At 67.1% G+C, this 13,485-nt stretch carries 17 protein-coding genes; 10 read left to right on the top strand and 7 right to left on the bottom strand.

The genetic code is table 11. The annotated features are described in order from the left end of the window. Positions 1-91: 91 nt before the first annotated feature. The 3 genes from DR039_RS05470 to DR039_RS05460 all read right to left on the bottom strand — a co-directional run bounded on the left by DR039_RS05470 (position 92) and on the right by DR039_RS05460 (position 3,720). Positions 92-1,003: a bifunctional methylenetetrahydrofolate dehydrogenase/methenyltetrahydrofolate cyclohydrolase gene (locus DR039_RS05470; protein WP_111836371.1), complete on the bottom strand. Its 912-nt coding sequence runs from the start codon at positions 1,001-1,003 to the stop codon at positions 92-94. Further along, on the bottom strand, positions 1,000-2,319 hold the full coding sequence (glyA, locus tag DR039_RS05465; protein ID WP_111836370.1) for a serine hydroxymethyltransferase: 1,320 nt from the start codon (positions 2,317-2,319) through the stop codon (positions 1,000-1,002). Before glyA ends, DR039_RS05470 begins: the two co-directional genes overlap by 4 nt. Positions 2,320-2,526: 207 nt before the next feature. After that, the gene (locus DR039_RS05460) at positions 2,527-3,720 is read right to left on the bottom strand and encodes a GTP-binding protein (protein WP_111836369.1); all 1,194 of its coding nucleotides are present in this window, start codon (positions 3,718-3,720) and stop codon (positions 2,527-2,529) included. 51 nt (positions 3,721-3,771) lie between these two features. Here DR039_RS05460 and rpmB point away from each other — a divergent pair, with 51 nt between their 5' ends. From rpmB to DR039_RS05405, 10 genes are all read left to right on the top strand, one after another. Further along, positions 3,772-4,008, top strand: coding sequence for a 50S ribosomal protein L28 (rpmB, locus tag DR039_RS05455; RefSeq protein WP_172458359.1), 237 nt, complete (start codon positions 3,772-3,774; stop codon positions 4,006-4,008). After that, the gene (rpmG, locus tag DR039_RS05450; RefSeq protein ID WP_111836367.1) at positions 4,008-4,178 is read left to right on the top strand and encodes a 50S ribosomal protein L33; all 171 of its coding nucleotides are present in this window, start codon (positions 4,008-4,010) and stop codon (positions 4,176-4,178) included. The genes rpmB and rpmG overlap by 1 nt, the downstream gene beginning before the upstream one ends. Next, positions 4,178-4,483: a 30S ribosomal protein S14 gene (rpsN, locus tag DR039_RS05445; protein WP_111836366.1), complete on the top strand. Its 306-nt coding sequence runs from the start codon at positions 4,178-4,180 to the stop codon at positions 4,481-4,483. The genes rpmG and rpsN overlap by 1 nt, the downstream gene beginning before the upstream one ends. Positions 4,484-4,508: 25 nt before the next feature. Beyond that, on the top strand, positions 4,509-4,760 hold the full coding sequence (locus tag DR039_RS05440; RefSeq protein WP_111836365.1) for a type B 50S ribosomal protein L31: 252 nt from the start codon (positions 4,509-4,511) through the stop codon (positions 4,758-4,760). Positions 4,761-4,800: 40 nt separating this feature from the next. Continuing rightward, positions 4,801-4,923: a type B 50S ribosomal protein L36 gene (gene ykgO / locus DR039_RS05435; protein ID WP_003782012.1), complete on the top strand. Its 123-nt coding sequence runs from the start codon at positions 4,801-4,803 to the stop codon at positions 4,921-4,923. 139 nt (positions 4,924-5,062) lie between these two features. Next, positions 5,063-5,938: a formyltetrahydrofolate deformylase gene (gene purU / locus DR039_RS05425; protein WP_111836363.1), complete on the top strand. Its 876-nt coding sequence runs from the start codon at positions 5,063-5,065 to the stop codon at positions 5,936-5,938. Positions 5,939-5,948: 10 nt separating this feature from the next. Further along, positions 5,949-6,641, top strand: a complete 693-nt coding sequence (locus DR039_RS05420) for a metal-dependent transcriptional regulator (RefSeq protein ID WP_197719055.1) — start codon at positions 5,949-5,951, stop codon at positions 6,639-6,641. Positions 6,642-6,844: 203 nt separating this feature from the next. After that, a complete protein-coding gene (gene nrdI, locus DR039_RS05415) occupies positions 6,845-7,309 on the top strand; it encodes a class Ib ribonucleoside-diphosphate reductase assembly flavoprotein NrdI (protein ID WP_111836361.1) in 465 nt (154 codons plus the stop codon). A 42-nt stretch (positions 7,310-7,351) separates the two neighbouring features. Next, entirely contained in the window at positions 7,352-8,389 is a 1,038-nt protein-coding gene (gene nrdF, locus DR039_RS05410; protein ID WP_229116822.1) for a class 1b ribonucleoside-diphosphate reductase subunit beta, read from the top strand. Position 8,390: 1 nt separating this feature from the next. Beyond that, a complete protein-coding gene (locus tag DR039_RS05405) occupies positions 8,391-8,999 on the top strand; it encodes an NADPH-dependent FMN reductase (protein WP_111836360.1) in 609 nt (202 codons plus the stop codon). Between the two features lie 101 nt (positions 9,000-9,100). Here DR039_RS05405 and DR039_RS05400 read toward each other — a convergent pair whose 3' ends face one another. The 4 genes from DR039_RS05400 to DR039_RS05385 form a co-directional block, all read right to left on the bottom strand. After that, on the bottom strand, positions 9,101-10,333 hold the full coding sequence (locus DR039_RS05400) for an N-acetylglucosamine-6-phosphate deacetylase (RefSeq protein ID WP_111836359.1): 1,233 nt from the start codon (positions 10,331-10,333) through the stop codon (positions 9,101-9,103). A 38-nt stretch (positions 10,334-10,371) separates the two neighbouring features. Beyond that, the gene (locus tag DR039_RS05395) at positions 10,372-11,634 is read right to left on the bottom strand and encodes a DNA glycosylase AlkZ-like family protein (protein ID WP_111836358.1); all 1,263 of its coding nucleotides are present in this window, start codon (positions 11,632-11,634) and stop codon (positions 10,372-10,374) included. 71 nt (positions 11,635-11,705) lie between these two features. Beyond that, entirely contained in the window at positions 11,706-12,401 is a 696-nt protein-coding gene (gene nucS / locus DR039_RS05390) for an endonuclease NucS (RefSeq protein ID WP_111836357.1), read from the bottom strand. Between the two features lie 124 nt (positions 12,402-12,525). Beyond that, positions 12,526-13,473: a tetratricopeptide repeat protein gene (locus tag DR039_RS05385; protein ID WP_111836356.1), complete on the bottom strand. Its 948-nt coding sequence runs from the start codon at positions 13,471-13,473 to the stop codon at positions 12,526-12,528. Positions 13,474-13,485 lie beyond the last annotated feature (12 nt).

The following is a 13,485-nucleotide window of genomic DNA, read 5'->3' as shown; positions in this document are numbered from 1 at the left end:
ACAAGGCACGAGCAGGCAGGCGTGCAGGCAGCAGGCCTTAGCGCAGGCAGGCGCAAGCGCTAAGGCCTGCACTCAACCACCTTGCGCGCGTTTAGCCATTGCGTGGGCCCTTAGCCCTTTCGGCGGCCTCAACCACATTGGCCAAGAGCAAAGCTCGGGTCATTGGGCCAACTCCCCCAGGGTTGGGGGAAAGCCAGGCGGCCACCTGGTCCACGCCGTCGGCCACGTCCCCCATGATCCGGCCTTTGCCAGTGCCCGGGTCCACCACACGTGAGACCCCGACGTCTAGGATCACGGCGCCAGGCTTGACCATTTGGGGCTGCACGATCCCCGCGCTACCGGCGGCAGAGATGACGACGTCGGCGCGGCGGATATGCGTGGCCAGGTCTGCGGTGCCGGTGTGGCACACATCCACGGTGGCGTTGACTTCTTTGCGGGTGAGCAGCAGGCCGATGGAGCGGCCCACGGTCACGCCGCGCCCGATCACGCATACGTCCTTGCCTGCCAGGCTGATGCCGTGGCGCTCAACTAGCTCGATGCAGGCCCGGGGGGTGCAAGGCAGAGGGGAGTCAATAGACCCGTTTCCGCGCAACACCAGGCGCCCCAGGTTGGTGGGGTGCAGACCGTCAGCGTCCTTGTCTGGATTGATACGCTCCAGCACCGCGTTGGTATCAGTTCCACGTGGCAGGGGCAGCTGAACGATGTAGCCGGTGCAGGCCGGGTCAGCGTTCAGGGCGTCCACGGCGACCTCGATCTCCGCCTGGGTGGCGGTGGCGGGCAGGTCCACGCGGATGGAGTTAATGCCCACCTCAGCGCAGTCGGAGTGTTTCCCAGCCACGTATTTCACGGAGCCGGGGTCCTCCCCCACTAGCACGGTGCCTAGTCCGGGCACTATGCCGTGCGCCCGCAGAGCAGCTACACGCTCGGCTAGCTCGGCCTTGATGACGGCAGCGGTGGCTTTGCCGTCTAGGACTTGGGCGGGGCCTTCCCAGGGGGCTCTCACTGGGCGAGCCCGTCGTAGAGCGGGTAGGCCTCGGTGAGGGCGGCTACGCGCAGCTTGAGCCCGGTTAGCAGTTCATCGTCGGCGGTGCCGGCGGCGCCGCGCACCAGGGTGGTGGCGATGACGTCGGCCACCTCGGTGAACTCGGCCTCGCCGAAGCCGCGGGTGGCCAGGGCGGGGGTGCCGATGCGCAGGCCAGAGGTGACGCGCGGGGGGCGGGGGTCGAAGGGCACGGCATTGCGGTTGACGGTGATCCCGGCGGCGTGGAGGAGGTCCTCCGCCTGCTGGCCGTCCAGGGCGGAGTTGCGCAGGTCCACGAGCACCAGGTGCACGTCGGTGCCGCCGGTGACCAGGGTGATTCCGGCGTTGCGGACGTCGTCGGCCAGGAGGCGCTCAGCGATGATGCGGGCGCCGGTGAGGGTGCGGTCTTGGCGGTCGCGGAACTCGTCGGTGGCGGCGATTTTCATGGCCACGGCTTTGGCGGCGATGACGTGCATGAGCGGGCCGCCTTGCTGGCCGGGGAATACTGCGGAGTTGAGCTTCTTGCCCCACTGCTCACCGCGGCTGGACAGGAGCATGCCGGAGCGGGGGCCGCCCAGGGTCTTGTGGACGGTGGTGGAGACGACGTCGGAGTGCGCTACCGGGGAGGGGTGGAGCCCGGCAGCCACAAGCCCGGCGAAGTGCGCCATATCGGTCCACAGGGCGGCACCCACCTCGTCCGCGATGGAGCGGAAGGCGGCGAAGTCCAGGTGGCGGGGGTAGGCGGACCATCCGGCGATGATGACCTTGGGGCGCTCACGCAGGGCGGTCTCGCGCACCTGCTCCATTTCGATGCGGTGGGTGGTCTCGTCGACGCCGTAGGCGGTGGCGTGGTAGTTCTTGCCGGAGAAGTTGATCTTCATGCCGTGGGTTAGGTGACCGCCGTGGGCTAGGGAGAGGCCCAAGATGGTGTCGCCGGCGTTGGCTAGGGCGTGGAGGACGGCGGCGTTGGCCTGAGCGCCGGAGTGGGGCTGGACATTGGCCCAGTCAGCGCCGAAAACTGCCTTGGCGCGCTCGATGGCCAGGGACTCGGCAACGTCCACAACTTCACAGCCGCCGTAGTAGCGCTTGCCGGGGTAGCCCTCGGCGTACTTGTTGGTCAGGACTGATCCCTGGCACTGCAGCACTGCGCGGGGGACAAAGTTCTCGGAGGCGATCATCTCCAGGGTTCCGCGCTGGCGGTCGAGTTCGCCGGTGAGGACGGCGGCAATCTCGGGGTCCAGTTCGGCTAGGGGCATGTCGTTGAAGGTGGTGCGGGGCTCCGCAGCGGACTCGCTCATGGTTCTCCTGTCTGCGCGGTCTAGCCGCGCGATGGCGTCGACCTCGGCCCAGGCGGGCGACCAAGTGCTCCCTTCCGACGCCGCCTGGCCGGTCCGGTGCGAGACTGGTGATGCGGCGCGCCGTCGCTCCCCGGTGGTGAACCACCTGCGCCAGTTACGACGACGGGCCCATCGTAGCGGCAGTGGGAGCCTGCGAACTGCCTGGTCTTAGTTCTCTTCGCCGAACCAGTCTTCTAGGCCGTCGGCGGCGCCAATCCAAGCTAGGGCATCGGCGAGTTCATCCTCGCGCAGCAGCACGGCAGCAAATGCTGCTTCGACGGCGTGCTTTTGGGCCTCATCACCCACTCCGGTGACCACTAGGTGGCAGTGCGGCTCAGTTGTGTCGACTCCGGCACCTGTGCTACCAATCTGCTCTCCTGCTGGCAGGGATAGGGGTGCTTCAGACCAGGCTCCGGCGTCGCCCACACTGACCGAGCCGCCAACTACTTCCCAGGCGCAGATGCGCCCGGGCCGACTGGGCAGCCAGAAGCAGCCGCGAGCGCACAGCCCGCGCCCGGCCAACTCGGCGACCATTTCACGCAGTCGGCCGGGGTGGAAAGGCAGGGTGGCGTTGAGGTCCAGGGTCCATACGCCGTGTTGGTCGGGACCGCCCCAGGCTTGGGTGGTGGCGGGGTGGACGCGGCGTAGGGCGGAGTCAGCGTCGTGCTCGGTGCTTAGCAGGCAGTCCAGGAGAGGGGCGTCTAGGCCTGGCAGGAGCAGAGTGTCTAGGGGCCGCAGGTGTTCCACTAGGTCGGCGCCGCTGTCAGCAGCCTCGTGCCCCACGGAGACGATCAGGTCCGCGTAGCCGAGGTTTACCAGGTGGACTTCGCCGGTGCAGCGGGTGTCGTGCTCGGACAGGGCTAGGCCGAGCTCAGATAGGGGGTGGTGGTCGAGTAGATCGGCTAGGGCCTGCTGGGCGTCGATGAGGTGGGTCACACCGGTGAGATGAAGGCCTGCCGGGGTGGGCGTGCTGCCGTCGTTAGCTAGTTCGGATAGATCGTGGGCGAGGCCTGGCACCAGGTGGGGCAGCTCGATAGCTGGGGGCAGTAGCACCACGGTGGTGCTATCGGGTTCGCTGTTGGCGCGGTCCTCGGCCACGGCCAGCAGCACCTCGCGCAGGGAGCAGGTCAGGCAGTCGGCGGGCAGCGGCACATCGACTACGGCGGGGCCAGCCTCTAGCTCATTCAGGTTCAGGGTGGCGCCGCCGTGCCCCCAGGAGGTCAGGCGAACTACGCCGTCGTCGAGCTCGGGCAGGAGGGTGGCGCGGATGACCAGGCAGTCCTCGCCAGTGAGGGTGAGCTCCACTAGGTCCAGGAGGGCGGGGTCTACCGCGCTGACGAGCGCGAGAGCGTGACCGGGCATACGGTGCCTCCAACTTGTATGTAACGAGAATCGTTCTCTATTCTGGCGTGCATGACCACTTACTGCCAAGTCACGGGAGCCAAGCCGGTTTACGGCAAGTCTGTCTCCCACTCGCACCGGCGCACTAACCGCCGCTGGGAGCCGAACCTCCAGCACAAGCGCTACTGGGTCCCCTCCCTTGGCCGCACCGTGCGCCTGACCGTCTCCGCTAAGGGGATTAAGACCATTGACAAGAAGGGCATCGACGTCGTGGTGGCGGAGATGCTTAAGCGCGGGGAGAAGTTCTGATGCCTCGTTCTAAGAAGGACATTCGTCCGGTTATCAAGCTGGTTTCCACTGCCGGCACCGGGTTTACCTACGTCACCCGCAAGAACCGTCGCAATACGCCTGACCGGCTGGTCCTGCGCAAATTTGATCCCGTGGTGCGCCGCCACGTCGAGTTCAAGGAGTCCCGCTGATGGCTAAGAAGTCGAAGATCGCCCGCGACTTGCAGCGTCGCGAAATTGTGGCCCGCTACGCCGAGCGCCGCGCCGAGTTGAAGAAGGCTTCGGTTAACCCACACCTGAGCGAGGAGGAGCGTGAGGCCGCCATGGCTAAGCTGCACGCCCTGCCGCGTAACGCCTCCCCCACCCGCCTACGCAACCGCGACGTCGTCGATGGGCGCCCCCGCGGCTTCCTGGCCGTCACTGGCACTTCGCGTGTGCGCTTCCGTGAGATGGCGCTGCGCGGCGAATTGCCCGGCGTCACTAAGTCGTCCTGGTGACGCACCGAAGAACAGGAGAAGCAGTATGCGCACAGGTATCCACCCTGAGTACAAGCCGATCGTTTTCCGCGACAAAAGCGCGGACTTTGCCTTCCTAACCCGCTCCACGATGACCTCCGAGCAGACCATCGAGTGGGAGGATGGCAACACCTATCCCGTCGTAGACGTGGACGTCTCCTCCGCCTCACACCCGTTCTGGACCGGCAAGGGCCGCATCCTGGACACCGCCGGCCGGGTGGAGAAGTTCGAGCGCCGCTACGGCAAGCGCAGCCGCTGAGACGCGGCCCCTATCTGTTCCAACCGCCAAGGAGAAGTCTGTGAAGGTTCGCGCCTCTATCCGCTCGCTGGCTAAGCAGCCAGGCAGCAAGGTGGTCCGCCGCCGCGGCCACACCTACGTGATCAACAAGAAGAACCCGCGTCTCAAGGCCCGCCAGGGCTGAGCCGCCAGGCGCACGAGGCACCGCGCGCGGGCCGGGGACCGGGGAGTACCCGGGCTCCCGGCCCGTGTCGCGCTCCGCTGCGCCAGCCCCCGTCCGGCCCCCTCCGGCACCCGCCGCCGGCACCCGCTAGCATCCCGCCATGACCACCCCCGCCTCCCCCTCCCCCGCCGAGCCCCAGCACCTCGTCCTCACCCTGTCCTGCCCCGACCGCCCCGGCATCGTCCACGCCGTCACCGGGGCCCTGGCCCGCCGCGGGGGCAACATCACCGAGTCGAGCCAGTTCGGCGACGACGAGACCGACCTGTTCTTCATGCGAGTGTCCGTCCTGACACGGGTGCCTCGCAGCGAGCTCGAGGCCGACCTGGCCGAGCTCGCCACCACCTACGACATGACCTTCTCCCTGGACGAGGCCGACCACCGCATGAGGACCCTGCTCATGGTCTCCAAGGAGGCCCACTGCCTGTCGGACCTCCTCTTCCGCGCCAAGAGCCAGGGCATGCCCATCGACGTCGTCGGCGTCGTCGGCAACCACGAGACGCTGCGCGACGTCGCCGAGTTCTACGGAGTGCCCTTCCACCACGTGCCCGTCACGAGGGACACGAAGGAGCAGGCCGAGGCCATGCTCCTGTCCCTCGTCGACGAGCTGGGCGTCGAGCTGGTCGTCCTGGCCCGCTACATGCAGATCCTCTCCCCCGCCCTGTGCGAGCGCCTCCACGGCAACGTCATCAACATCCACCACTCCTTCCTGCCCTCCTTCAAGGGCGCCAAGCCCTACCACCAGGCTCACGACCGTGGCGTCAAGCTGATCGGCGCCACAGCCCACTACGTGACCGAGGACCTGGACGAGGGCCCCATCATCGAGCAGGACGTCACCCGAGCCTCCCACGCCGACTCCGCCCGCGTCCTGCAGCGCAAGGGACAGGACGTCGAGAGGCGCGTCCTGGCGCAGGCCGTCACGTGGCATGCCGAGCACCGCGTCCTGCTCAACGGGCACCGCACCGTCGTCTTCGCCTGAGGGGGACCGCGTGGCACACGGCCCGCTGAGCGCAAGCAACGAGGAGTACCTCAAGAGCATCTGGACGCTCCAGGAGTGGTCGGGAGCCCCGACCACGCCCGGGGACCTCGCCAGGCGCACAGGGATGCGCCCCTCCACGGTGTCTGACGCGCTGCGACGGCTGCACGCTGCCGGGCTGATCGAGCGCGCTCCCTACGGCTCCGTCACCCTGACGGCCGAGGGAGCCGAGCAGGCCGTCATGCTCGTCAGGCGCCACCGTCTCATCGAGCTCTTCCTGGTACGGACGCTGGGCTACACCTGGGACGAGGTCCACGACGAGGCGGACGCGCTGGAGCACACCGTCTCCCCGCTCATGGTCGAGCGGATGGATACCGCGCTCGGCCACCCCCTCACCGACCCTCACGGTGACCCGATCCCCGATCCCGACGGCACGATCACGCACCCCACGCTCATCCCCCTCGCCCGGGCTCGGGCGGGTGAGCGCCTGCGCGTGGGCAGGGTCAGCGACCGAGACCCCGGTCTGCTGCGCCGGCTGTCCGAGGCCGGCGTCACGCTGGGCAGCCACGTCACGCTGCACCCCTCGTCACCCTTCGACGACGTCGCCGTCGTCAGCGCCGCCGAGGACGGTGGACGCGAGCTCCGGCTCAGCCGGCTGGAGTGCGAGAGCGTGCTGGTGTCCCCCGAGCCTGCGACCTCCTCCTGAGGGTCCGGGGCGGGGTCGTGGCGGCGCCGCGGCTCGCCCTTCCTCGACTCGCGAAGTTCGCGTAGACGTATCTCACATTTTGGTGCGACGATCTTGGGCGGGAGGTCTGCTATCACTAGATATTGCCCCTGAACCTCACGAGGACACCTACATGTTGTGGGTCGCTGCCCCCGTGCTCTCACTCATGAAAGGACACGCACGCCATGCCCACCCCGCCACCCCCCGGGATCAGGCCGGTCCCCGCTGAGGAGTCACACGACCTCGTGTACTTCTCCAGCGCCTCACGCAACACCCACCGCTTCGTCCAGCGCGTAGGCCGTCCCGCGACCCGCATCCCCCTGCGCCCGCGCACCGAGGGAATGATCCAGGTCTGCCGCCCCTACGTCATTCTCGTACCCACCTACGGAGGAGGCGACCTGTCCAAGGCCCTGCCACGCCAGGTCGCCCAGTTCCTCAACGTCCCCGCCAACCGCAGCCTCCTGCGCGGCGTCATCTCCTCCGGAAACACGAACTTCGGCACCGCCTACTGCGCAGCCGGACCCATCATCGCTCGCAAGTGCCAGGTCCCCGACATGTACCGGTTCGAGCTCCTCGGGACGGACGAGGACGTCCTCACCGTCCGAGAGGGCCTCGAGCGCTTCTGGGACGAGTCCTCCCTCGCAGCCTGACCCCCGTCCACCTCCATCACCGACCACCGACAGGAGACCCACGTGCCCAGCAAACCCCTGCCGACGGATCACAGCCGTCTTCCCTACACGGCCTACTCCGTCACGCCCCGAGGCTTCCGCCATGATCCCACGGCCCGGATACGCCCGGTCAACTGGAACCTCCTCCAGGACCCCAAGGACCTGGAGGTCTGGAACCGCCTGACGGCGAACTTCTGGTTGCCCGAGAAGGTGCCGCTGTCGAACGACCAGCCCTCGTGGAGGGAGCTCGACCCCCAGTGGAGGACCCTCGTCATGCGGGTCTTCACCGGCCTGACGCTGCTGGACACCGTCCAGGCGAGCGTCGGCGAGGTGAGCCAGATCCAGGACGCCCAGACCGAGCACGAGGAGGCCGTCTACACCAACATCGCCTTCATGCAGGCGATCCACGCCCGCTCCTACTCGTCGGTGTTCTCCACCCTCTGCTCCAGCCAGGAGATCGACAGCGCCTACCGGTGGGCCGTCGGCAACGACGTCCTGCAAGAGCGCGCCAAGAAGGTGCTCGCCCACTACTACGCGGACGACCCGCTCAAGCGCAAGGTCTCCTCGACCCTCCTGTCCTCCCTCCTGCTGTACGCGGGCTTCTACCTGCCCCTGTACCTGTCCGTGCGGGCGACGCTGACCAACACGGCCGACATGATCCGTCTCATCCTTCGCGACAAGGCGGTCCACGGCTACTACTCCGGCTACAAGTACCAGCGGAGCCTGGAGACCAAGCCCCACCGCGTCGAGCAGATGCACGACTTCACCCACGAGCTCATGCACGAGCTCTACCAGCTCGAGCTCGACTACTCCGGTCAGCTCTACGAGCCCTTCGGGCTCATGGACGACGTGGCCGCCTTCGTCCGGTACAACGCCAACAAGGCCCTGATGAACCTCGGGTACGACGCTCCCTTCGACGTCTCCCAGACCCAGGTGAGCCCAGCGGTCCTGGCCGCCCTGTCGCCAAGTGCGGACGAGAACCACGACTTCTTCTCCGGGTCCGGCTCCTCCTACGTCATCGGCAGGTACGAGCAGACCGACGACGAGGACTGGGAGCTGTGAGATGACGACCGACCCCGTGACCACCAGCCAGCCTGTCCTGCGCGTCGCCGTCATCACCGGGAGCCTGCGCCGTCGCTCGCGCTCCCAGGCGATCGCCCGCGTGATCACCACCATGCTCCCCGACGACGTCGAGACACTGCGCGTCGACATCGGGGACCTGCCCCTGTACGACGCCGACTACGACGACCCTGCGGTCCAGGACAAGCCCCTGCCAGAGCAGTACCGTCGCTTCCGCCGGGACGTCGCCTCCGTCGACGGCGTCCTGTTCGTCACCCCGGAGAACAACAGGACGGTCCCCGCCTGCCTCAAGAACGCCGTCGACGTCGGCTCACGCCCCGCCGGCGCCAGCGTGTGGCGTGAGCTTCCCACCGGGATCGTGAGTCACTCGGTCGGACGGCTGGGAGGCTACAGCGCGCACAAGAACCTGCGCCTGGCACTGAGCTACTTCGACATGCCGATGACGGGGCAGCCGGAGGCGTTCCTGGGATCCACCGGCACGTTCCTCGACGCGGAGGGCCGTGTCACCAGTGCCAGCACGGAGGAGTTCCTGGCGGCCTGGACCCGCTCGTTCGCGGACCTGGTACGCCTGCGCACGCCGCGACGACGCTGACACCCACGATGCCGGCGCCCACGACGGCGGAACGGCACGTCGCGCCCGGGGCTTCTGCGACCATCCGGTCTCAGGAGTCCCGGGCGCTCGGCACGGCGGCCTTACTCGACCCTCTCGCCGCGACGGATGACGGTCACCGGGTGAAGGTCGGCGTCAGTTACCAGCACATCGGCCCACATGCCGGCCTCCAGGGCCCCGATGGAGTCGTCGCCCAGGATTTCGGCGCCCTGGCAGGAGGCCGCAAAGACCGCGTCCACTAGGTCCACCCCGCCCTTCCAGGTGGTGCGCACAACATCGAGCAGGTGTGCGGTGCCACCGGCAATAGAGTCCTTACCGGTCAGGCGGGCCACACCGTTGAGAACCGTCACGGCCTGGGGGCCGAGCACGTAATCACCATCTGGCATACCTGCAGCAGCCATGGCGTCGGTGATGAGTACGACGTTCTCCCGCCCCAGGGTCTCGAACATGTCCAGCACGATGGCGGGGTTGAGGTGCACACCGTCGCCAATCATCTCCAAGATGCAGTCACCGTTGACGGCAGCTGCAAGGAACTCGGGCACCGGGCCGGGCTTGCGGTGATGCATGGGCCGCATGCCGTTGAACAGGTGGGTGGCGGTGGAACGACCAGAGCGGACGGGCAGGCCCTTCTCTAGGCGGTCACTGATACGAGCGGAAGCGTCGGCTAGACCTTCGCGCACTGGGGCAGCTTCAGAGTCGGTGTGACCGAATGAGGGCAGGGCACCGCCCTCGATCAGGGCAGCGACCACGCCGTCGTCACCGGTGATATGGGGCTTCTCCGGGGCAATGGTCATGGTGGCGACGTGCCCGCGGCCCAGCTCGATTAGCTCATGGGTGAGAGCCGCATCGGGGTCGATGATGTAGGTGGGGTCTTGGGCGCCGCAGCGCTCCAGGGAAACGAAAGGCCCCTCAAAGTGGATACCAGCCAGTTCGCCGGCGTCACACAGGTCGGCAAGCACCTTGGTGCGTTCTTTGAGCACCTCGGGGGCGGCAGTGACGCAGGAGGCCACCAGGGAGGTGGTGCCGTGGCGGCGGTGCTCCATGACGGAGACCATGGCCTGCTCGGTGGTCTCCGCGTTGGGGAAGGACTCGCCCCCTCCACCGTGGCAGTGCACATCGACGAGGCCGGGGAGGAGGTAACCGCCCTCAGGGGCAGCCTCGGCGGCGGCCAGGGCAGCGCCCCAGCCGGCCCGGGTGGCGTCCTCAGCGGGACCAACCCACACGATGTGGCGTTCGGCGAGGACGACCACGCCGTCCTCAATAATCTGGAAGGGGGTAACGACTCGCCCACGCAGGGCAAAAGCAGCATTGCTCATGGCCGGAGTCTAACTCGGACATCAGACCTCTAGACGGCTCAAAGGCCTAGGCGCTGATTCATCTCGGACAGCGCTCGCTCCACATCCCGCTCCAGGCGTCCTGAGCGGCGCGCCCCCGGCGCCCAATTCAGCCCGCGTCCGGCGGGGCGCACGGCCACCAGGCGCCCACGGTCCACCAAGAATGGCAGGAACATACCGTTCTTGCCTGGGCAGATCAGCTGCTCCCCCGCCTCGTCTGTCAGTGGCCTGCGGTCCTTGTAGCCCACATGCAACTCGTCAAAGGCCCCAATGAACAGCGTGCGCTCGGCGTCCTTTCGGTTTTCGGCAAGCAGGTCGGGCAGGTCGGCCCGCAGGTAAACCAGCTCAGGATTAAGGCGCCGGGCTGGTGTCGCCTCCTCAGGAGCCAAGCAGTGTAGCTCCCCGTTAGGCCAATCTTCGACGATGGCGCGAACCAGCGGCACCTGCCCTGCGGCGGCCTCCAAGCCATAGTCGGCGGCGTTAGTCAGCTCGACGGCGTCCTCCAAGGCGCGGCGGGACTCCCCCAGCGGCAGCGTGGTCCAGCGAGACAGATCAGCGGCGGTGACCGGTCCGTGGCTGGTGGCGTAGCGGCGGGCAATCTCCGCTAAGGCGGAGCGGTAACCATCAGTGCCTTTGCCACCGCCACTGGCTCCACCTGGCCCGGTGTGGGCTCCCGGCAGGTCGCGCACATCCACCACTAGGTGCTCATTGCCTTGGCGCGGGCCCTGGGCGAGCAGGCCACGGATCTGCAGGTGCAGGAGCAGGTGCCGACGCCGATAGCTGCTCACATCCTCACCTTTGAAGGCCTCCATCAGCCCTTCCTGGTCCCAGGCTTCTAGCAGTTCAGCACGCTTAAGTGGCCCCGCTTTGGCGATGAGTTCCAGGGCCACTCGCTGAGCCTGCTCCAGGAGGCGGTCATCCACGCCGTAGTTGCGCTCGGAATTGCGAACCCAGGCATCCATGCGGTGCAGGAGCGCCACACGCAGCCAATGATGGTCCGCAGCGGTGGTGATGTGAACGGTGCCGCGCATGGGCCATGACCGGATCAGCGAGCCGGAAGCGAAGGCCGCATCTACTTGGCTGCGCCCCTTGGCTTGGCTGCGGTTGAGCAGCGCTTGTGGAACGGCAGAAACCTGTTGTCCCTGGATGGCCAGTTCCCGGCTGACAGCCTGAACCACGCCGGTGGCGCGAGTGGCAGGGATCAGCCCGTGGGCAATGATCCGCATGAGGGATAGGTCGCGAGGGCCGCAGGGCTTGGTGCTGCCGCTGATACTTGGCGCCATATTCCGATGTTAGAGGAGCATCTGGAGCCTCAAAAGAGGCGCCTCAGCAGCACCTTTTCAGCAGGTGCATCTCAGAAGAGCCGTGAGTCTGGGTCATCCACACCGCGCATGGCATCGTAATCCAGCAGGAGGCAGCGGATGCCACGATCCTGGGCGAGTACGCGGGCTTGCGGTTTGATGGTTTGGGCGGCAAAGACCCCGCGCACGGGGCTGAGCAAAGGGTCGCGGTCCAGCAACTCTAGGTAGCGGCTCAGCTGTTCGACGCCGTCGATGCCGCCTACGCGCTTGATCTCCACGGCCACGGAGCCGCCTTGCTCATCCTTGGCCAGAATATCTACGGGGCCGATGGCGGTGGGGTATTCGCGGCGCACCAGGCGGTAGCCCGGGCCGAGCAGGTTGATCTGCTCAGCCAAAAGCTCTTGCAGGTGGGCTTCCACACCGTCCTTCATAAGGCCCGGGTCTACCCCAAGTTCGGCGGTGGTCTCTGAGTGGATCTCGTAGAGGCGAATGCGCAGGCAGTCGTCAGACTTGGCCGCTTTGACTTCCCAAATCTGGGCGACGCCGTCGGCGGTTTCAGATTCATCCGGTTCCAGCTCGCGCATTGTGGCCGGTGGGCTCATCCAGTTCAGGGGCTTGTATGAACCGCCGTCGGAGTGAACTAGGACGGAGCCGTCGGCCTTAACCATGATGACGCGGTTAGCCCGGGGCAGGTGAGCGTCCAGACGCCCGGAGTAGTCCACGGAGCAGGAAGCAATGACGACGCGCACCTGCGCAGCCTACCGGGACGCCCGCCTGGCACTACGGAGCGGGCGCTGTGAGGTCTGCCTAAACTATTTGTTCGCAGCGGCGCCGGGAACTCTCCGCCAGAGGTGGCCGGGGGCTTAGAACAGCTCAGAACAGCAGGGTGGCCAAGGTGCGGCGCGCGCGCACCACTTCCGGGGCGCTGGTGCCAATTACGTCGAATAGTTCAAGCAGACGTTTGCGTGCGGTCTCTCGCTCATCCCCGCTGCTGCGACGCACCGCTTCCAGGGCTCGCCCTAAACAACCATCCAGATCGCCTAGGGACAGGGCGGCGTCAGCGCCTGCCAGCAGTGCCTCTACCCCGGCGTCAGGCAGATCGGAGGCAGCCAGCAGGCTGTGGGCATCCTGGCCGTCAAGGCGCGCCATGAGACGGACTTGCTCCCGAGCCACCCGGAGATTCTCATCCCCCGGCGTTTGGGCAAGGGCGCGGTCGTAAATGACCTCAGCCGCCGCATAGTCGCCAGCTTCAATAGCCTCGCGAGCGGCCCGTTCAGTCTCGGTTTCCTCCGGCTCAGGGGCAGCTGCGTGGCCTTCTCCCCCAGCAGCCAGCACGCCGTCGACGCCGTTGGCAGCCGCCACTTCAAGCAACCGGTCCAGCAAGGAGCGCAACTGCGGCTCCTCAATGGGTCCCTCGAACAGCGGTACCGGCTGCCCCGCTACTAAGCCCAGCGCTGCGGGCACACCACGCACCTGCAGCGCCTGGGCCACCTCTGGCGAAGTGTCAGCGTTGAGCAAGGCCAGCTGGAAACGGCCACCGTACTGTTGAGCCAGCCCCTCCAACAGCTCCGCTACCTGCTGGGAGGCGGCAGCCCGCGCCGTGTGCACAGCAATAACCACCGGCACCCGGGTACTGGTCTGAGCGACTTCCTGCAGGTTGGTGGCGGTCAGGTCCACCACTAGGGCGCCAGCGGCATTCGGGGCGGCTGGACCGGTGGCACCAGGGGCTTGTGGGGTGCCCGCTGCCTGCGCTCGTCCAGTGTTTCCAGCCGGTTTGGCTGGGGCCAGCTGGGACAGGTCTACGGCCCCGAACATGCTCATGGGTTCTCCTGA

It is taken from the genome of Actinomyces bovis, assembly GCF_900444995.1.
Taxonomy (GTDB): Bacteria; Actinomycetota; Actinomycetes; order Actinomycetales; family Actinomycetaceae; genus Actinomyces; species Actinomyces bovis.
This window is presented reverse-complemented; position numbering and strand designations above follow the sequence as displayed.